This is a genomic window from Nocardia sp. NPDC020380 (assembly GCF_044386975.1).
GTDB lineage: Bacteria > Actinomycetota > Actinomycetes > Mycobacteriales > Mycobacteriaceae > Nocardia.
On the sequence record NZ_JBIRVQ010000016.1, the window covers coordinates 191,803 to 211,608 of the forward strand.

Below are 19,806 nucleotides of genomic sequence, written 5' to 3' on the forward strand. Positions count from 1 at the left end.
GTTTGCGGGGGGTTATCTAGACTTACGGTCGTGTTCTTGCTCGGTCCCCGATCCGTCCGGCTACGGACTCAGATCCTGCTACTGCAGGTGGCAGTGGTCGGGCTGACCGTTGGGCTGGTTTTCGGGGTCTTCGCCTACGTGAGCTGGCAGCGGCTCTCGGACGAATACGCGCAACGCGCACTGTCCATCGCCCGCACTGTCGCCTCCGATCCGCAGGTGCGCACGGACGTGAACCGTTATGCGGATATGCAATTGAAGCCCGGGCCCGAATTGCGGCAGGAACTCGCGGCCGGCGCACTGGAAACCATGGCGAACGCCGCGCGGCAGCGCACGGACGCGCTGTTCGTGGTCATCACCGACGAAGTGGGTGTCCGTCTCGCGCATCCGGATACGGACCGCCTCGGCGAGAAGGTGAGTACCGACCCTTCCCGTGCTCTGGCCGGCTCCGAGTTCACCATCCGGGAACACGGCACGCTCGGCGATTCCGTCCGTGCGAAAGTGCCTGTGCTGCAACCCGATTCCGGCAGCCGCGTGGTCGGTGAGGTGAGCGTCGGCATCTCCACCGAGGCCGTGCACGCGCAACTGCTGCGCGATCTGATCCGGGCCGGACTGCTCATCGTCGGCGCACTGGCGGCCGGCGTCGCGGGCTCGGTATTGCTGTCCCGGCGCTGGCACGGCCTGACCCTCGGACTGGAACCCGCGGAACTGGCCGAACTCGTCCGCGAACAGGACGCGGTATTGCACGGCATCGGTGAAGGCGTGGTCGCGACCGACGCCGATTGGCGCGTCACCGTCGTCAACGACGAGGGCCGCCGCCTGCTCGGCATCGATCCGGCGCCGGGCGCCGAGATCGACGAGATCGGGCTCACCCCAAGGGTTCTGGAGGCCTTCCGCGCCGCCGACGGCCGGCCCGTACAGGCGGCGGTGGGCGAGCGCATCGTGGTGCTCACCGCCCGCAAGGTCGCGCGCTACGGCCGCCCGCTCGGCGCGGTCCTCAGCGTCCGCGACCGCACCGACGTGGAATCCCTTACCCGGCAACTGGATGCGGTCCGCTCCATGAGTACCGTGCTGCGCGCCCAGCGCCACGAATTCGCGAATCGCCTGCACCTGCTCAGCGGCTTGCTGCACACCGGCCGCCCCCGAGACGCGGCGACCTATCTCGACGAGCTGCTCGGCTCCGGCCCGCTCGGCGCGCTGCTGCCCGGTATGGAGACGTTGCGCGACCCCTACTTGCAGGCCTTCCTCTCGGCCAAGGCGGCCCATGCCCGGGAACAGGGCGTGCAACTCCGCCTGGGACCCAATACCTGGGTGGAGGCCGCCGTTTCCGCCCCCGTCGACATCACCACGGTGCTCGGCAATCTCCTGGACAACGCCATCGAGGCCGCCAAGATCGGGCAGTCGCCGGAGAAGATCGTGGAGGCGGAACTGGTGCAGGAAGGTGAAACCCTGCACATCACGGTGGCCGACAGCGGCGACGGCGTACCCGCCGACCTGGTGGATTCGGTGTTCGTCGAAGGGGTGTCGACGCGGTCGGGGGAGGGCATCGCGGGCGGGCGCGGCATCGGATTGGCGTTGTCACAGCATGTGGCACGGGCGCGCGGGGGAGACGTGCGCCTCACGGACCCCGGCCGGCGCGCGCCCAGCGCCGGTCTGAACGACGATGGAAGGACGTTGCAGGGCGCGGAATTCATCGCCCGGTTGCCGGGCGTACTGAGTGAGGGAGAACCGGCGTGGGCCGAGGAGATCTGAACGTCCTGGTCGTCGATGACGACTTCCGGGTCGCCAACCTGCATGCCGGGATTGTCTCGGCATTACCTGGATTCACCGTCGGAGCGACGGTGACGACCGTGGCGGCCGCACGCGCCGCCATCGACGAGCACGAATTCGACCTGGCACTGGTCGATGTCTATCTGCCCGACGGCTGCGGTGTCGAACTGGTGCGTGAGCTCCGCTTCGACGCCATGATGCTCACCGCCGCCATCGAATCCGATACGGTGCGCGCCGCACTGTCCTCGGGTGCGCTGGTGTATCTGGTGAAACCCTTCGATCATTCGACACTGGCGGCGCGGCTCGCGGCCTACGCGCGCTACCGCCGCATCCTTTCCGAGGAGGAGGTGTCCTCCAGCATGGTGGACGCCGCCCTGGGGGCATTGCGGCCCACTGGAAGTCCCGTCGGCGGCGCCGTGGCCACGGTCGGCTCGGCCGCGCTCTCGCCGACCAAAGACCTTGTGCTGCAAGCGGTTCAGGGCGCCCTCGAACCCATGTCGGCGGCTCAGGTGGCCGCCGCCATCGGTATCTCGCGCGCCACCGCCCAGCGCTATCTGGCGGCCCTCGTCGGCACCGGCAGTCTGCGCATGCAGCTGCGCTACGGCAGCACCGGCCGCCCCGAACAGGAGTACTCGGCGCCCGCGCCGGCGCGCGGTATGTGACCGGCGATGCGGCTGTTACGGCCGTGAAAACGTCTGAATTTTCTGAGCGGCGCCACTGCGTGATCCGCAGTGGCGACCGCCTCGGGCCTGCTGGGGATTTCGCGCCAGGGGCGTTGTGAAGGGCTGTTTACACAACTGAATCCGAAGGCAATCGGCCATTGCAGCGACGGTTATCGAAGTGTATTTGTTACCTACCTCACAAACCCGCCGCTGATCGGATCACTCCATGACAGACCTTCGGGATCCCGCCTCGGGCACCGCTCCACCTGCCGCCACCCCGCCCGGCCCGACGGCCCTGAAACGCACGATCGGCCCGGTCGGCGGCACCCTGCTGACGCTGAGCTGCCTGACCCCCGCCTCCTCGCTGTTCGTGATCGTGCCCGGATCCTTCGCGACCCTGGGCACCGGCACGGCCCTCGCTCTGGTGATCGCCACCCTGCTCTGCGTCGCGGTGGCCTTCTGCTATTCCGAGCTGGGCACGCTGATCCCCAGCGCGGGCGGCGAATACGCCATGGTCGGGACGCTGGTCGGCCGGTTCGGCGGCTGGCTCGCCTTCCTGCAGGCGCTCGTCGTGGTGATGATCGTGCCGCCGATCATGGCCATCGGTACCGCCCAATACCTCGCGCCGATCGTGACCGTCGACCCGAAACTGCTCGGCGCCGCGGTGATGCTGCTGTCCACCGTGATGGGCCTGCTGGATCTGCGCGCCAATGCCTGGATCACCGGATTCTTCCTGACCTTGGAGGTGGTGGCGGCGGGTGTCGTTGCCGCACTGGGGTTCGGCCACACCCAGCGCTCCGCGTCGGTGCTGCTCCATCCGATCGTCGGCGGTTCCGGTACGGCGGCCGCGGTGTCGGCGGGCACCCTCATCGCGGGCCTGGCCGCGGCACTTTTTGTCACCCAAGGCTTTTCGACGGCGGTCTATCTGGCCGAGGACATGGAGAACCCGCGGCGCAACGTATCGCGCACGGTACTGGCCACATTGGGGATCGGGGTGGCGGTGATCCTGATCCCGGTCGTCGCCATCACGCTCGGCGCGCCCAGTCTCGACGCGCTCACCGGCGGGGATATCGCCGCCATGGTGCAGCAGTGGAGCGACAAGGGTGTCGGCACCTTCGTGAGCCTCTGTATCGCGCTGGCCATCGTGAACGCCGCGATCGTCATGGTGATCCAGAACTCTCGCGTCCTGTTCGCCTCGGCGCGGGACAACACCTGGCCCGGTCCGGTGAACCGGCTGCTGGCCGGCACCAGTAAGCGGTTCGGTGCGCCCTGGTTGGCCACGCTGGCGGTCGGCATTCCGGGCGCGGTCCTGTGCTACGTGCCCGTGGCCACGCTCAGCGGCGTGACCGGCGTCGCGGTGGTCACGCTGTACGGATCCGTGGCGGTGGGTGCGCTGTTCGCCCGGCGTGCGCCGCACGGCAAGGCGGCGGCCTGGCGAATGCCCTTGTGGCCCTTGCTGCCGGTGCTGCTGCTCGCGGCCCTCGCGTACGTGCTCACCCAGCAAGTCGGCCGGGATCTGATCATCACCGCCTCGATCACCGTGGTGGGCGCGCTGTACTGGCTGCTCTACCTGCGGCCCCGCCGGGCGACGCACTGGCTGATCATGGTGCCCACCGAGCCCCCACTATCCACGGCTCGACATGAAATACGCTGATTTGCTAGGAATTCAGTGGTGCCATTGCCCCAAGCATCACCAGCTCCAAGACGAAACGCCCTTCGGGCCATAGTGATCTGCTTGCTACTGGCCCTTCCGGCAGTCCCCTCGCACGCCGAGACCCCAACGGATTCCTACCTGGACGCGCTCGCCGACGCGGCGCCTGCACCGGTCCTGCAGTGGGCCGATTGCCGTGACGGATTCTCTTGCGCGACAGCACAAGTACCGCTCGACTACGCGCAGCCCGGGTCCCGCACCATCGGCTTGTCCCTGATCAAACTTCCCGCCGCCGATCCGGCCCGGCGCATCGGCACCTTGTTCGTCAACTTCGGCGGCCCCGGCCGCTCGGGCGTGCAGCGCCTCCGGGAACGAGCCCGCTGGCCGTGGCTGTTCTCCGAGGCCCTGCGCGCCCGCTTCGACCTGGTGTCCTGGGACACCCGCGGCGTCGCGGACAGCGCACCGGTGCGCTGCTTTCCGGATGCCACGGCACAGCAGCTGTTCCTCACCGCCTATCCGCCACTGCCCGGCGCCGCCGACGGCGAGCGCCCGTTCTTCACCGCCTCCAAGAGCCTGGCCGAGCAATGCCAGGCGAATGCCGGCGACCTGCTCCCGCATGTCTCGACGGTGGACACCGCCCGCGATCTGGATCTGCTGCGCCGCGCGGTAGGCGACGAAAAGCTCACCTATCACGGCATTTCCTACGGCACCTACCTCGGCGCCCTGTACGCCAACATGTTTCCGGGCCGGGTCCGGGCCATGGCGCTGGACGGTTCGCTGGACTTCCGGGGCAATGCGGGCATCGATACGGTGGACCAGCCGATCGACACCCGGCAGGACGTCGCCACCGGCATCTCCGGCACCTTCGACGCCATGCTGAGTTCCTGCACGGCCGCAGGACCCAAATGTGCGTTCTCCGAAGGCAACCCGGTGGACAAATGGCATCGGATCATCGATCGCGTACGCCGCGAGCCGATCGCCTGGGACGGCACCCGCTACGACTACAGCGCCGTGATCACCGCCGCGGGCGCGCTCTCGAATCCGGCCGCCTGGCCACAACTCGCCGACACCCTGCAGCACCTCTACGACCTGCGTGACACCCCGTACCGTCCGGAAGACGCACTCGCCGAGGCGATGTCGCTCGTCGGCCGCGCCGCCGAGATCGGCACCGGCAGCGCCGGCAATGCGAACACCTACGACGACAACTACACCGAGGCCTTCGACGCCATCCAGTGCGGGGACAGCCGGGTGCCGCGTGACGAATCTGTCTACAGCGCACTGGCGGTCAGTGAAGACCAGCGCGTCCCGTACTTCGGCCGACTCGGTGTCCTCGGCGCGATGACCTGCGCCTACTGGCCGCAGACCGCGGTGCGGCCGTACTCCGGTCCGTGGGATCGGCGCACTGCCGCACCGATTCTCGTCATCAACGGCCGGAACGATCCCGCGACGCCCCTGGCAGGCGCCGCGGCGGGTGCGCGTGAGCTTGCGGACGCACACCTGCTGGTCATCGAAGGCGCCGGCCACAGCAGCATGTACGTGCACAGCACCTGCGCCGAGGCGGCCAAGCGCGAATACCTCATCGCCGGAACGCTTCCACCCGCCGAGGCGACCTGCCCCGCGGACGGCAATCCGTTCGAGCGAAACTGACTCAGCTCAGGGTGCGACCGCGACGCCCAAGGTCAGCGCGCCGAAGATCTTCGGGGTGGCCGGGTGATAGAAGCTGTCCACCTCGCGGAACTCGAAGCCGGCGGCCTCGACCAGAGCTCGGATCTCGCGGTCCAGGTTGCAGCCGCCGGCCAGCGCGTGCTGGATCGGGTTCAGCCGGTGCTGCCAGGTCCGGATGCCGGCGTCGGGGGCCAGGCCGTGCTCGACGAAGTGGAAGGTGCCGCCGGGCACCAGTACTCGCCGCACCTCGGCCAGCGCCGCGCCCGCGTCGGGGATGGTGCACAGCGTCCAGGTGGACAGCGCCGAATCGAAGCTGTTGTCCGCGAACGGAAGTGACTGCCCGTCCAGGCCCGCGCGTTCGATGGGGACGGTGCTGGCGGCGATGCGTTCACCGGCCAGGCGCCAGCCGAGGTCGGCAGGCTCCACGGCGCTGACGGATTTCACGGCCGCGGGGTAGAACGGCACATTGCGGCCCGAGCCGAAGCCGATCTCGAGCACGCGCCCGTGCAGTTGATGGCAGGTTCGCTCCCTGGTGTCGTTCATGCGATTCGACCCGCAGGTCAGGTCGACGAGCCGCGGCAGTACCCGGTCTTCGTAGATTCCCACGGGTCCACTCTCGCAATCGGATCGGTTGTGCGCCAGTACCCGGGTGGCCGGATTCGGCGGGCCTACTCGCCGGAAGTGGTGTGCGTTCCCGGTGATCCGCGCAGTCCGGTGTGGCGTGAATACAGTCCGGGATGGACTCCCGAGGGCAGTTCGGCATGCCGTGCGATCCGCAGCAGCAGGTCCGCGAGCTGTGCGCGTTCCGCGTCGGAGAGCGGCGCCATGGTGTCGGCCTCGAGCCGGTCGGCCTGTTCCTCGGCCTGCCGCAGGATGGCGCGCGCGGTATCGGTGAGCTGCACCGCGTAGGCGCGCCGATCCGCCGGATGCCGGCTGCGCTGTACGAGTCCGCGGGCCTCGAGGTCGTCGATGAGCCCGACCATGGCATTGCGGTGCACATTGAGCCGGTTGGCCAGTTCCTGCTGGCTGATGCCGGGGGTGGCGCGCAGGTGGGACAGCACGCCGAAGTGGGCGAGATGCAGGCCCAGCGGGGTGAGGGCGAGCGCGAGCCGGTCGGCCACGTGCTGTCCGATCTGGGACATCAGGAACACATTGCGGTCGTCGAGCTGCATGGGGATGAGGTTAGCAATCATCGAAGATTGTCATATAAGAACATTGTCTCCGATAGTGACAATCACTAGTGCGTGCAGCTACCGTCGAAGCATGGCGAAACCGATTCAGCACACGATGAGCGGCCTCGAAACGCCGGTCACCCTCATCAACGCGTTCTCCGTGCCCATGAGTCAAGAGGCACTCTTCCTCGAACACTGGAAGGCCAATGCCCGCTGCATGTCCGGCGCACCGGGCTTCCTGCGCGCCCGCATGCACCGGGCGGTCAGCGAACAGGCCGAACTCACCTATATCAATGTGGCCGAATGGGAATCCGGCCTCGCGCTCGACGAAGCCCGGCGCAGTCCCGAGTGGCTGGAGTCGGTCCGCGCGATGAACGAGGACCCGGGACTGACCTTCACCGCCCGCCCGATGCCCTACCAGGTCGTCGTGGACGTCGCCCCCGGCGACCCGGTGCGCTAACCGTTCGGCGGGAAACGCTGGGTCAGCCAGGCGGTGATGTACGTGAGGACCTGCGGATCGATGGTGATCTGGATCTTCGCGTACTCGTCGGGCGTGCCCTTGTCGGCGGGCTGCATCAAATGGTTCAGCCCGTCGAAGACATGCACGGTGGCATCGGGGTCCTTGGCCAGCAGCGCCCGCATGGGCCCCTCGCTCTGCGCGGGCGGCACCTGCAGATCCTTGCTCCCGAAGAAGGCCAGCACCGGCATCCGCAGGGCCGAAAGCGCCGGCGCTGGATCATAATTCGACAGCGCCTGCATGTAGATCGACACCGACGCGTCCACCGCCTCGTTCGACTGCCGCTCGTCGGCCGGGAGGCTGTCGTTGTATTGGTGCGCAAGCGTTCTGGCGGCCTCCAGATCCCCGACGCGGAGGACGCTCGCCAGCGCGGACTGGTAGCCGATCTGTTTGCCGATCACATCGGGCTGCACGCCCTGCGCGGTGAGAATGAGCTGCGTCTGCTCCTGGATCACATCGGAGCCGGGCACCGCGGGCCCGGCCATGAGAATGGCGAAGGCCACCCCGCTGTCGGGTCGCGCGGCGTACAGGGGCGCGAGGTAGCCGCCCTCGCTGTGCCCGAGCAGACCGATTCGCTTGCCGTCGATTTCGGGCCGGCCGCGCAGGAACGCGACGCCCGCGCCGATATCGTTCGCGAGGTCGTTGTAGTCGGAATCCTGCAGATCCCCGCCGGTGCCGCCGACCCCGCGCTTATCGCTGCGCAGCACCACGTATCCGGCGCGGGTGAGGGTGTCGGCCAGCAGCAGGAACGGCTTGTGGCCCAGGATCTCCTCGTCGCGGTCGACCGCGCCGCTGCCGGGAATCAGCAGGACCGCGGGATGCGTGCCGGGCGTGTTCGGTTCGGTCAGCGTGCCCGCGATGGTGATATCGCCGCTGCGGTAGGTGACATCCTCGGACTTGTACGGGAACGGCGGTCGCGGCTGCTGCGGGCGCGGCGGCAGCTCGACCCGGCCGTGGGTCAGGTTGAGCGGGAAGGTCTTCCCGCTCTGGGTGAGCCGCCCCAGGATGCTGTCCGAGCCCTTATCGTATTTGCCCTGGTAGGTCGGGTTGCCCGCGACCTTCGGCAGGGCGAAGGTGACATTGTCCTGATCCGCCTTCACTTCGGACAGCGGCGCGTCCGCGATGCCCTGCAGCGGAATGTCGATGGTCGCGGTCCCGTCCTCGGTGAAGGTGACCCCCACCGCGATCGGATCGTTCGGGACCTCGACATTGCCGTGCCAATCCCCGCTCACCCGCACGGCCGGCGCGGGCTGCTGCGCGGAGGAGGAGCAGGCCGCGGCCGCCAGCACGACCACGGCGAACGATGCCAGTACCAGAGACCGCAGCGTACGCATAGGCACAGCGTATGGGGGTCACGCCCCCGTCACCGTTCAGACACTCGAAATAACTACTGGGCCAACGGGAATAACTCTCCAAGTTACGTCATTGCCGCGGGCGGCCCGCAACTCGTACCGTGTATAACGTGAGCAACGTCGCTTCAGCCCCGGAGATCGCGGCACTACCCACCGGTGTGGGCGGTATCGCGGCTCCCGAATTCGGGCCGCTGGTACGCACTTTCGCACGGCTGATGGGCGGGCGTTCCGGCGCCGGGGGCGCGCTCACGGTGCACCGGCACGGGGAACCGCTGGTGGAGATCTGGACCGGCGAGGCCGGGCGGGCCGGAGCCTGGGGGCCCGATACCGGGGCCGTCATCTTCTCCGCCACCAAAGGCATTGCGGCGACCGTCATCCACCGGCTCGCCGACCGGGGACTCCTCGACTACGACGCACCCGTCGCCTACTACTGGCCCGAGTTCGCGGCCAATGGCAAGGAACGAATCACGGTGCGGCAGGTGCTGTCCCATCGCGCCGGGCTGTACGGGCTGCCCGAGATCGCGAACGGTCTCGACGAGGTGCTCGACCACCGGCTCATGGAAGAGCGGCTGGCGGCGGCGAAACCCGATCATCTGCTGGGCGTTCCGACCTATCACGCGCTGACCTTCGGCTGGCTGCTGGCCGGGCTGGCGCGCGCGGTCACCGGGCGCGGCATGGCCGAGCTGTTCCGCACCGAGATCGCCGAACCGCTGGGCACCGACGGCATTCATCTGGGCCGGCCGGCGGCGGGCTCGCCGATCACCGCGGCGGGCTTCCAGGGCAATCGGCTGGACTTCGTGGGCTCCACGTACATCTCGCTGTTCCTCGGCCGCGCCTACGGGCTGCCCGGTTCGCTCGGGGCGGCGTCGCGCGCGCTGTTCCTGCCGGGGCTGGAGGCGTTCCTCGACGGGGATGAGCCGCCGATCCTGGACACCGAACTGCCCGCGGGCAACGGCGTCTGCACCGCCACCGGACTCGCCACGCTCTACGGCGCGCTCGCGAGCGGCGGCATGCACAACGGCCGGCGATTCCTGTCGGCGGAGACCGTCAAGGCGATGCGGCAGGTGGAGAGTTACCGGCTCGACCACGCGCTGTTCTACATCCCGATGATGTGGCACATGGGTTATCACTCGCTTCCGGTGCCCGGCGCGTATTCGGGCTTCGGTCATATCGGACTGGGCGGCTCCTTCGGGTGGGCCGATCCGCGGTCCGGACTATCCGTGGGGTTCGTGCACAACCGGCTCTCGCTGGGTGCGCTGACTTCCGATCAGATGGCGTCGGCGTGGGTGCTGCCGCTGGCGGTGCGGGGTGCTCGTGCAGCGCGCCGCACCGCCACCCTCGCCGAGTCCGTCGCGGCCTAGACCGCCGGGCCTCCGCGTGGCCTCGAGTGCTGCCGGCGTGACCTCGAGCACGACACGCGGAGGCCGCCACGCCGTTTGCCGCGACTGCGCCCGCGTGCCTTCGAAACCTGTCCGTGGGGCCGCATAGTATGTCTGCGTGTCAGCCTCGCCGGGATCATTCGTCCATCTCCACAACCACACCGAGTACTCGATGCTCGACGGCGCGGCGAAGATCACGCCCTTGTTCAAAGAGGCCACGCGACTCGGCATGACGGCGGTCGGCATGTCCGACCACGGCAATATGTTCGGCGCCTCCGAGTTCTACAACTCGGCCAAGAAAGAGGGCATCAAGCCGATCATCGGCATCGAGGCCTACATCGCGCCGGAGTCCCGGTTCAACACCAAACGCGTGCTCTGGGGCGACCCGTCGCAGAAGGGCGACGACGTCTCCGGTTCGGGTTCGTACACCCACATGACCATGGTCGCGGAGAACGCGACCGGTCTGCGGAACCTGTTCAAGCTGTCCTCGCTGGCCTCTCTGGAAGGTCAGCTCGGCAAGTGGTCGCGCATGGACGCGGAGATCATCGCCGAATACGCCGAGGGCATCATCGCCACCACCGGCTGCCCGTCCGGTGAGGTGCAGACCCGCCTGCGCCTGGGTCATGAGCGCGAGGCCCTGGAGGCTGCCGCGAAATGGCAGGAGATCTTCGGGCCGGAGAACTTCTTCCTCGAGATCATGGACCACGGCCTGTCCATCGAGCGCCGCGTCCGCGAGGGCCTGCTGGATGTCGGCAGGAAGCTGGGCATTCCGCCGCTGGCCACCAATGACTGCCACTATGTCCACGAATCGGACTCGGCCAATCACGAAGCGCTGCTGTGTATTCAGACCGGCAAGACGCTCTCGGACCCGACCCGCTTCAAGTTCGACGGCTCCGGCTACTACCTGAAGTCGGCCGAGGAGATGCGCGCCCTCTGGGACGCGGAAGTCCCCGGCGCCTGCGACAACACGGTGCTGATCGGTGAGCGCGTCCAGTCCTACGACGATGTCTGGTCGCACCGCGACCGGATGCCGATCTTCCCGGTTCCCGAGGGCGAGACACAGGCCAGCTGGCTGCGCAAGGAGGTCATGCGCGGCCTGGATCGGCGCTTCCCGCAGGGCGTTCCGGGCGACTACATCACGCGCGCCGATTACGAGATCGGCGTCATCAACGAAATGGGCTTCCCCGCCTACTTCCTCATCGTCGCCGACCTCATCACCTACGCCCGCTCGGTCGGCATCAATGTCGGCCCGGGCCGTGGTTCGGCGGCCGGTTCGCTGGTCGCCTACTCGATGGGCATCACGAACATCGACCCGATTCCGCACGGTCTGCTGTTCGAGCGCTTCCTCAATCCCGAGCGCGTCTCCATGCCCGATATCGATATCGACTTCGACGATCGCCGCCGCGGTGAAATGGTCCGCTACGCCACCGACAAGTGGGGCAGCGACCGCGTCGCGCAGGTGATCACCTTCGGTACGATTAAAACCAAAGCGGCGCTGAAGGACTCGGCCCGCGTCCAGTTCGGCCAGCCCGGTTTCGCCATCGCCGACCAGATCTCCAAGGCGCTGCCGCCGCCGATCATGGCCAAGGACATTCCGCTGTCCGGCATCATGGATCCCGAGCACGAGCGGTACAAAGAGGCCGCCGAGGTCCGCGAGCTCATCAATACCAATCCGGACGTCAACAAGATCTACGAGACCGCGCGCGGTCTCGAGGGCCTGATCCGCAATGCCGGCGTGCACGCCTGCGCGGTCATCATGTCCAGCGAGCCGCTGACCGACGCGATCCCGGTGTGGAAGCGCGCGCAGGACGGCGCGGTCATCACCGGCTGGGACTACCCGTCGTGTGAGGCCATCGGCCTGCTGAAGATGGACTTCCTGGGCCTGCGCAACCTCACCGTCATCGGTGACGCGCTGATCAATATCAAGAACAACCGCGGCATCGAACTCGACCTCGACACGCTGCCCCTGGAAGACGCCGCCACCTACGAATTGCTCGCGCGCGGTGACACTCTCGGCGTGTTCCAGCTCGACGGTGGCGCCATGCGAGACCTGCTGCGCCGCATGATCCCCACCGGCTTCGAGGACATCGTGGCCGTGCTCGCGCTGTATCGCCCCGGCCCCATGGGCATGAACGCCCACAACGACTACGCCGACCGCAAGAACGCGCGCCAAGAGGTCAAACCCATCCATCCGGAGCTCGAGGAGCCCCTGAAGGAAATCCTGCGTGATACCTACGGCCTGATCGTGTATCAGGAGCAGATCATGCAGATCGCCCAGAAGGTCGCCGGGTACTCCCTGGGCCGAGCCGATATTCTGCGCCGCGCGATGGGTAAGAAGAAGGCCTCGATCCTGGAAGCCGAATACGAGGGCTTCGAGCAGGGCATGGTGGAGAACGGTTTCTCCAAGCCCGCCGTCAAGGCGTTGTGGGACACCATTCTTCCGTTCGCCGGGTACGCGTTCAACAAATCGCATGCCGCCGGGTACGGCCTGGTGTCCTTCTGGACCGCCTACCTCAAGGCCAACTATCCGGCCGAGTACATGGCCGGTCTGCTCACCTCGGTCGGTGACGACAAGGACAAGGCCGCCGTCTATCTGGCCGACTGCCGCCGCCTGGGCATCCAGGTGCTGCCGCCGGATGTGAACGAGTCCCAGCTCGAATTCGCCTCCGTGGGCCATGACATTCGCTTCGGCATGGGCGCGGTGCGCAATGTCGGCGCGAACGTGGTGGCCTCGATCATCGCGGCCCGCAAGGAGAAGTCGAAGTTCACCGACTTCTCCGACTATCTGAACAAGATCGACGCCATCGCCTGCACCAAGAAGGTCACCGAATCCCTCATCAAGGCAGGCGCTTTCGACTCGCTCGACCATCCCCGCAAGGGCCTGCTGCTGGTGCACTCCGACGCCATCGACGCGGTCATGTCCACCAAGAAGGCCGAGGCCATGGGCCAGTTCGACCTCTTCGGCGGGCTCGACGCGGATGACTCGGTGGCCAGTGTCTTCAATGTGAAGATCCCCGAGGAGGAGTGGGAGACCAAGCACAAGCTGGCGCTGGAACGGGAGATGCTGGGCCTGTACGTGTCCGGCCACCCGCTCAACGGCGTCGAGCATGTGCTCGCGGCGCAGTCCGACACCCATATCCCGGCCATTCTGGAAGGCGATATCAAGGACGGCACGCAGGTCACCATCGGCGGCATCTTCGCCAATGTCACCCGCCGCGTGAACAAGAACGGCATGCCCTGGGCCTCCGCGCAATTGGAGGACCTCACCGGTGGCATCGAGGTGCTGTTCTTCCCGCAGTCCTATTCGGTGTACGGCATGGATGTCACCGAGGACGCCATCGTGCTGGTGAAGGCGCGCGTCTCCGCCCGCGACGACCGCATCTCGCTCATCGCCAACGATCTGGTGGTGCCGGATCTTTCGTCCATCGGCGTGGAAAAGCCGCTCTCGGTGATCATTCCGACCCGCCTGTGCACACCGGACAAGATCGGCGCGCTCAAGCGGGTGCTGAGCAGCCACCCCGGCACCGCGAATGTGCACATCCGCCACGTCGGTTCGCGGGACCGGACCACCATGCTCAAGGTCGCCGACAACCTACGCGTCTCGCCCTCCTCGGCCCTCATGGGCGACCTGAAGGCCCTGCTCGGCCCGGGCTGTCTCGCCAGCTAGCCTCCCCGGACTCGGCACTCTACGCAGGTAGGGTGCCGAGCATGGCGCGCAAACTCGGGGTGTTGCTGAGTATCGGCCTATTGGCGGCGGTCGGCGCCTGCGACAGCGGGCCGCACCATGTCATCAAGACCGTCACACCGTCCGCGGTGGTGAGCGCGCCCGCCGCCGAGGCGGTGGTCTCGGCCGCGCCCGGCGGGCTGCAGTTGCGCGGCAAGCCGTGGTGGCCCGCGGGTTTCAACGGACCGCAGCTGGCGACCCGGTACTCCATCAATTACGGCTGCGGCGCCGAGGTGGATCTCGATGCCTTCTTCCGCCGGCTGCCGGACCATGCGCTCACCCGCTTCTCGCTCTTCCAGGCCTTCGCGGTGGACAAGAACACGAACGAGCTCGACTTCACCGCCGTGGACGCGGTATTCGCGGCCGCGGAGAAGTACGGCCGCGTCATCCTGCCGGTGCTGTCCGCGCAGACCGGCGAGTGCAGCGACGAGATCTTCAAGCAGCGGCAGTGGTACGTGGACGGCTGGAAGAAGTCGAATCCGGTGGCGGGCCGCTCGGTCATGAGTTTCCAGGACTGGGTGCACACCGCCATCGATCGCTGGCGCAGTTCGCCCGTGCTGGCCGGCTGGGAACTGGTCGGCGAACCCGAGACCAGCATCTGCGGCCGCAGCTGCGATCTCAAGAACCGCACCTGCCCCAGCGATGCCGCACAGGTGCTGCGCACCTTCATGGATCAGGCGGGGGAGATCGTGCGCGCACTGGATCCGAAGCGGCTGATCTACGCGGGCTATGTCGGCGGCAGCCAATGCGGCACCGCCGGAGACGCTTTCACCTTCGTCAGCCAGTCCCCGAATATCGACGTGGTCGAATTCCACGACTACACCGAGGACGGCAATCCGCTGCCCGGCGATGCCAACAATGGGCTGGCCCGCCGGCTGACCCAGGCCCGCGCCATGGGCAAACCCCTGCTGATCGGCGAGATCGGCGAATACGCCGGCTCCTGCGACAGCCTCGACCAGCGCCGCGACATCATGGACAAGCGCATCACCGGCCAGCGTGCGGCAGGTACCGCCGGCGCGGTGATCTGGGCCTTCGTCCCCGATCCCCGGCTGGATCAATGCACCTACGACGTCGGCCCGGATGATCCGCTCTGGGACACGGTGGCCAGGGAGATCACCGTCGGCTGACGCTCAGCTGCCGATCACCCGGTACAGCCGCCAGTCCGGCTGGCCCGCACCGTCATTGGGGATCTCCAGCTCCAGGGTGGCGATCTGCGCGCCGTTCTCGTACATGGTGGGGTAGCGGCGATTGATCGCATCGGAGGTGCCGCGGCCGGTATTCGGCACCGCCAGCAAGTATTTCACCCCGCGCTCCAGCGGCTGATTGAGCGTGCGCACGAAATCGCGGTCCGAGGGAATGACGAACCGATCCGGATGCTGCGAGGCCACCAGCACCGCGAACCCGTACACGGTGTCCATGACGATGGACCCACGCGCCAGATGGTGCGCGTCCAGGTAGTCGGCCAGCCGCCGCTCGGTGGAGAAGGTGGCGGCGATCCGCGCCTCGTCGGAGTACTTGGCCGACACATCGTTCGGATTCGGGAACAGCACGGCCCCGAGCGCGTACTCCTGCACCGCCATCAACTGACTGTTCATGCCGAGCGCGGTCACCGGCAGCGACGCGACCAGCAGTAGCGCCGCCAGCGCCGCCCCGAACATCGGCACCATCGCCCGATTCGCGGTCTTCACTTCGCCTCCGCCGTCCGCGTACCGGCCCAGCCGCAGACTCGGCGGCATCTCGCGGGCGGGCGGGATCAGCAGCACCAGCATGGCGACCAGCGGGATCACCGCAATGTAGAACCGCAGGAACGCGAAGGTGGAACCGCTTGCGTAACTGAGCATCTGGAAGGCCAGCACCGCCCCGCACAACAGCAGCGGCACCATCACCTGCAGATCGCGGCGCCGGATGGCCAGCGCACCGGTGATGGGCAGCAGCAGCGGCACCGCCGGGGCCAGGATCAGCATGGCCCCGATCGAATACTGCAGCGCCCCGATCGCGTGGCCCGGCGCCTCCGCGCCCGACTGCGCCAGGATCGCGGAATTGCCGTACTGCGAGGTGAACTGCTGGAAGGCCTGCCCGGTGATGAGCCAGCTGGTCGCCGCCCACACGACGAACGCCAGCCCCACCGGCGCGCCGACCAGCACCAGATCCATTGCCGCCCCGGTGAATCGATGTTCGTCGGTACGCCGCCGGTAGTAGCTGAGCACGAACACGAACAACCCCGCCGCGGCCGCCGGGGCCAGCGCGTCGTAGCGCGTCAGATACCCGAGCCCGAGCGCGATCCCGCACGCCACCAGATCGTGCACCCCGTCGGTCCGCACCCAGCGCATGAGCCGCCGCACCGCCCAGCACAGGCAGAACAGGAACAGCGCCTCGCTCATGCCGTTCCCGCCGTAGAACACCACCATCGGATTCAGCGCGAACACCGCGGTGACGATCCCGCACAACCACAGCGGCGCACCGCGATCCGTGCCGATACCCCAGATCATGACCACTGCGCCCGCCATGAACAGCGCGGTCATCACCACCCCGGACAACCCCCACCGGGTGACCCCCGGCAGCCACGGCGCGAACGCCACGAACGGCAACTGCGCCAGCGAGGTCAGCGGCGTGAACACGAAACCGATGGCGGACAGATGCGGATCCCGGCTGAACAACGCCGATTCCGTGGCCGACACCCGGCTCAGCGCATCGCCCATCAGATACCCGCGCCCCGCGGTCAGGAAGGTCCCGGTGACCAGGTACAGCAGCGCGGACCCGGCGAAGATCCAGCGCGGGAACCGGACGGTGCGAGCCCGGCCGCCCCCGGCCGAGGACACCGCTGCGCCCCTCGCCGGGATCGCCGGGCCGCCGGCATCGGCGGGCCTCGAGTACTCGGACCCTGGCACTTGGTGTGCGGCAGTGGTCCCCTGGTGTGCGGCAGTGGTCACTGGGCTGCCTCCGGCGGTGGTTCGTCGTTCGTCTCCGTGGCGGTGCCCAGCCCGTGAAAGGTCTTCTCCCAGTAGGAGGGGTTCCGGATCAACTGCCAGCAGCCCTTGGTGGCGGCAATGGCCATGAGCAGCCAGTACAGCGGTGAGGTCAGGCAGGTCACCAGCAGATCGGGCCGCCCGTTCTCCCGGCAGGCCACCAGATTCATGTACACCGTCGCCGCGTTCCCCAGCACCAGCGCGATGAGCGCCGGGAAGTACACCACCGCTGGGAACATGCGCTCGATCACGTCCGGCTGCCCCAGCACCCACGACAGCGTGACGAACCAGAACACCAGATTCAGGCAGGCGATGATCGGCGTCCCGGCCAGGATCAGCGTGAACCGCAGGAAACTCGCCGGGCCGATCTTGCGCCACAGCGCCAGCGGCCGCCGCGCATGCACCAGCCAGCTCTGCAGATACCCCTTGTACCAGCGGGAGCGCTGCCGGATCCAGTTGATGGCATCCGGATTCGCCTCTTCGAGGGTGATGGAATCGATGACGGCCGTGGAGTATCCGCGCGCCGCGATCCGCACCCCGAGGTCGGCGTCCTCGGTGACGTTGTAGGGATCCCACGCCCCGATGGCCGTGAGCACATTGCGCCGGAAGTGATTCGAGGTGCCGCCCAGGGGAATCGGCGCGCTGCTGCGCATGAGCCCCGGCAGCAGGAAACTGAACCACAGCCCGTAATCCATGGTGAACCAGGCGGTCAGCAGATTCTGCCGCGGATTGTGGAAGGCCAGCTTGGCCTGGATGCACACCACCGACCGCGGCAGCGTCCGGAAGGCCGCCACCACGCGGCGCAGTTGCAGCGGATCCGGAATGTCCTCGGCGTCGTAGATGGTGACGATATCGCCGGTGGCGGCATGCAATCCGTAGTTGCAGGCCTTGGGTTTGGTGCGCGGGTCGGCGGCCGGCACCAGCACGATGGTGATGTGCTCGCTGCCCGCGGTGCCGATGCCCGCCCTGCGCGCCGCCTCGATGGTCGGATCGTCGTCCTCTTCGAGCAGCAGCAGCGCCTGCATCTTGTCCCGCGGATAGTCGATGCCGTTGAGCGCCGCGATCAGATCCCCGACCACCTCGGGCTCGCCGTAGGCGGGGACCAGGATGGTGTAGGGCGGCAGCGCGGATTCCGGTACGGCGCGGGCGGTTTCGTCGTCCACGGTGAGGATGGCGTCCCGCGCCATGCCGCGCGCGAAGATCATGACCCGGTCCACCATGACGGCGGCGTAGCCCAGCGTGCACACCGCCATCACCGCGATCAGCGTGGGCATGGGAAAGAACACCGCGCACACGATCGCCACCGCCACGATGGCCAGCGCCGAATTGCGCTGCCACGGCAGGAAGGCCACCGAGGCGGAGGCCATGGGATCGGTCTCGCGCAGCCCGTGCACGGCGGCGTGCAGGGCGGCGGCGCGTTCGTCGGGGGTGGCCAGGCCGGGGAGTTCACTCATCCTGGCCCGCTCCCGTCCGTACGATCTCGCGCGCTATGCCGGTGAGCATGTCGCGGTCCTTGTGCTCGGATTCCGGGTCGCCCGCATCGGATTCCGGGTCGAGCACCACCGCGTTGCCGCGCAGAATCTGGTTCATCAGGTTCTCGAAGGTAGCGAGCACCGAGGGTTCGGGTTGCGGGAATTCGGCGTCCGGCAGGTGATTGTCGGCCGAGATCAGGCTGATCCGCTGCGCGCCGCCGGGCCCCTGCCAGTACCAGCTCAGCCACGTCCAGCTGAGCAGTCGCCGATCGTCGAGGACGGTATTGAGCCGGGCGGTGATGCCGTGCCCGAGATCGATGCGGATGGGCGGGCTGACCCGCGGCTGGTTCAGCCGGTACAGCATGAACTCCGGATACCGCTCGATGGTGTGCGCGCTCTCCGACCGGACGATGTCCACCATGATGCGGCGGCGCCGGGATTCCTTGTCCCACGCCGGATTACCGCGCTGCGCCTGCCACTGCTCCCGCACCCAGGTGGTCCGCGATCCGAAGAAGCGCTTGGCCCACGGGTATTCCCGGGCGGCGAGCTGCTGCCAGCCCGGCACCACCGCCGGCGACTGCGCCACCGCCAGCTGTGGCATATCGGGCGAGGAGATGAGGTACTCGTCCGGCACCGAGATGAGCATCAGCAACCCGGTCGAGAAGACCACCGCCGCGGCGGCACTCCACGAGCGTTTCGCGGTATGCGGCAGGACCGCCCGGTCGAGCGGTTTCACCGACCGCCAGCCGCGCTGATTGAAGTACATGACGGTGGTCGCCGTATAGGTCCCGACGATCGGCGGTATCAGCTCGTAGGCGAGCAGCGGCGCGTCCCGGAACCAGGTCCGCATGACGAGCACCGCCACCCCGCCCGCGATCAGCGCGAGGATGCCGCCGGCCAGCGCCCGCCGCCGGGTGCGGCCGGTCGCGATGGCCGCGGCCACCGCCGCCGGCACCAGCATGGCCACCGCGTGCGCGGGCCGGCTGCCGCCCAGGGTGATGACCGCGTAGCGATACAGCACCGGCAAGCACATGAGCAGCACCAGCACCCACACCGGCCAGAACCGCAGCACCGGCCGCAGCCCGAACAACAGGATGGACATGCTCAGCAGGAACAGCGGCGCCGCAACGATATCCAGGTGCAGCACCTCGTATTCGTAGCGGTAGCGCTGCACCAGCAGGCCCAGCAGCGCGGCCGTCGACAGCAGTCCGAGCAGGCCCACGATGATGTCGGTCTGCCGGTCGTAGATCGGCAGTTCCGCGCCGCGGCGCAGCGCCATGCCGACCGCGGCCAGAATGCCCAGCACCGGAATCGCGAACACATAGCCGATATCCGAGCCCTGCTGCACGTCCTCGATCAGTTCCCCGCGCAGATGCCAGAACGCGACTACCAGACTGGCGATGACGATGACGAAGCGCGTCAGCGTCAGCCACGGCACGGTCCGCCCCGGGGCGCGGGATCGGGTGCTGGTGGTCATCG

The 19,806-nt window shown here is 67.8% G+C and carries 14 protein-coding genes; 8 read left to right on the forward strand and 6 right to left on the reverse strand.

The genetic code is table 11. The features are described from left to right. Positions 1–30: 30 nt before the first annotated feature. The 4 genes from ACH438_RS37290 to ACH438_RS37305 all read left to right on the forward strand — a co-directional run bounded on the left by ACH438_RS37290 (position 31) and on the right by ACH438_RS37305 (position 5,727). On the forward strand, positions 31–1,749 hold the full coding sequence (locus ACH438_RS37290; RefSeq protein ID WP_397014219.1) for an ATP-binding protein: 1,719 nt from the start codon (positions 31–33) through the stop codon (positions 1,747–1,749). Next, positions 1,731–2,429, forward strand: coding sequence for a response regulator (locus ACH438_RS37295; protein WP_397014221.1), 699 nt, complete (start codon positions 1,731–1,733; stop codon positions 2,427–2,429). Before ACH438_RS37290 ends, ACH438_RS37295 begins: the two co-directional genes overlap by 19 nt. A 226-nt stretch (positions 2,430–2,655) precedes the next feature. Further along, a complete protein-coding gene (locus ACH438_RS37300; RefSeq protein WP_397014223.1) occupies positions 2,656–4,083 on the forward strand; it encodes an APC family permease in 1,428 nt (475 codons plus the stop codon). Positions 4,084–4,155: 72 nt separating this feature from the next. Further along, positions 4,156–5,727, forward strand: a complete 1,572-nt coding sequence (locus ACH438_RS37305; RefSeq protein ID WP_397014225.1) for an alpha/beta hydrolase — start codon at positions 4,156–4,158, stop codon at positions 5,725–5,727. Between the two features lie 6 nt (positions 5,728–5,733). Here the strand turns inward: ACH438_RS37305 and ACH438_RS37310 are convergent, their stop codons facing one another. After that, positions 5,734–6,351, reverse strand: a complete 618-nt coding sequence (locus ACH438_RS37310; RefSeq protein ID WP_397014227.1) for a class I SAM-dependent methyltransferase — start codon at positions 6,349–6,351, stop codon at positions 5,734–5,736. Between the two features lie 62 nt (positions 6,352–6,413). Further along, positions 6,414–6,917, reverse strand: coding sequence for a MarR family winged helix-turn-helix transcriptional regulator (locus ACH438_RS37315; RefSeq protein WP_397014229.1), 504 nt, complete (start codon positions 6,915–6,917; stop codon positions 6,414–6,416). A 91-nt stretch (positions 6,918–7,008) separates the two neighbouring features. On the opposite strand from ACH438_RS37315, the gene ACH438_RS37320 reads away from it, so the two are divergent. Then, the gene (locus ACH438_RS37320; RefSeq protein WP_397014231.1) at positions 7,009–7,377 is read left to right on the forward strand and encodes an antibiotic biosynthesis monooxygenase family protein; all 369 of its coding nucleotides are present in this window, start codon (positions 7,009–7,011) and stop codon (positions 7,375–7,377) included. Here ACH438_RS37320 and ACH438_RS37325 read toward each other — a convergent pair. Then, entirely contained in the window at positions 7,374–8,768 is a 1,395-nt protein-coding gene (locus ACH438_RS37325) for an alpha/beta hydrolase family protein (protein WP_397014233.1), read from the reverse strand. The genes ACH438_RS37320 and ACH438_RS37325 overlap by 4 nt on opposite strands. 128 nt (positions 8,769–8,896) lie before the next feature. Here ACH438_RS37325 and ACH438_RS37330 point away from each other — a divergent pair, with 128 nt between their 5' ends. The 3 genes from ACH438_RS37330 to ACH438_RS37340 all read left to right on the forward strand — a co-directional run bounded on the left by ACH438_RS37330 (position 8,897) and on the right by ACH438_RS37340 (position 15,016). Continuing rightward, complete coding sequence (locus ACH438_RS37330; protein ID WP_397014235.1) at positions 8,897–10,147, forward strand: serine hydrolase domain-containing protein; 1,251 nt, start codon at positions 8,897–8,899, stop codon at positions 10,145–10,147. Positions 10,148–10,283: 136 nt separating this feature from the next. Then, positions 10,284–13,832: a DNA polymerase III subunit alpha gene (gene dnaE, locus ACH438_RS37335; protein WP_397014237.1), complete on the forward strand. Its 3,549-nt coding sequence runs from the start codon at positions 10,284–10,286 to the stop codon at positions 13,830–13,832. A gap of 41 nt (positions 13,833–13,873) precedes the next feature. After that, positions 13,874–15,016, forward strand: coding sequence for a cellulase family glycosylhydrolase (locus ACH438_RS37340; RefSeq protein ID WP_397014239.1), 1,143 nt, complete (start codon positions 13,874–13,876; stop codon positions 15,014–15,016). 3 nt (positions 15,017–15,019) lie between these two features. Here the strand turns inward: ACH438_RS37340 and ACH438_RS37345 are convergent, their stop codons facing one another. The 3 genes from ACH438_RS37345 to ACH438_RS37355 all read right to left on the reverse strand — a co-directional run bounded on the left by ACH438_RS37345 (position 15,020) and on the right by ACH438_RS37355 (position 19,804). Then, positions 15,020–16,708: an ArnT family glycosyltransferase gene (locus ACH438_RS37345; protein WP_397014241.1), complete on the reverse strand. Its 1,689-nt coding sequence runs from the start codon at positions 16,706–16,708 to the stop codon at positions 15,020–15,022. A 107-nt stretch (positions 16,709–16,815) separates the two neighbouring features. Next, the gene (locus ACH438_RS37350) at positions 16,816–18,309 is read right to left on the reverse strand and encodes a glycosyltransferase (protein ID WP_397014243.1); all 1,494 of its coding nucleotides are present in this window, start codon (positions 18,307–18,309) and stop codon (positions 16,816–16,818) included. Then, on the reverse strand, positions 18,302–19,804 hold the full coding sequence (locus ACH438_RS37355) for a hypothetical protein (RefSeq protein WP_397014245.1): 1,503 nt from the start codon (positions 19,802–19,804) through the stop codon (positions 18,302–18,304). Before ACH438_RS37355 ends, ACH438_RS37350 begins: the two co-directional genes overlap by 8 nt. Positions 19,805–19,806 lie beyond the last annotated feature (2 nt).

Bases quoted from the DNA above. Each gene is read 5' to 3' on its own strand.
- ACH438_RS37300 (WP_397014223.1), top strand. From the start codon at position 2,656: ATGACAGACCTTCGGGATCCCGCCTCGGGCACCGCTCCACCTGCCGCC.
- ACH438_RS37315 (WP_397014229.1), bottom strand. From the start codon at position 6,917: ATGCAGCTCGACGACCGCAATGTGTTCCTGATGTCCCAGATCGGACAG.
- ACH438_RS37320 (WP_397014231.1), top strand. From the start codon at position 7,009: ATGGCGAAACCGATTCAGCACACGATGAGCGGCCTCGAAACGCCGGTC.
- ACH438_RS37325 (WP_397014233.1), bottom strand. From the start codon at position 8,768: ATGCGTACGCTGCGGTCTCTGGTACTGGCATCGTTCGCCGTGGTCGTG.
- ACH438_RS37340 (WP_397014239.1), top strand. From the start codon at position 13,874: ATGGCGCGCAAACTCGGGGTGTTGCTGAGTATCGGCCTATTGGCGGCG.
- ACH438_RS37350 (WP_397014243.1), bottom strand. From the start codon at position 18,309: ATGAGTGAACTCCCCGGCCTGGCCACCCCCGACGAACGCGCCGCCGCC.
- ACH438_RS37355 (WP_397014245.1), bottom strand. From the start codon at position 19,804: ATGACCACCAGCACCCGATCCCGCGCCCCGGGGCGGACCGTGCCGTGG.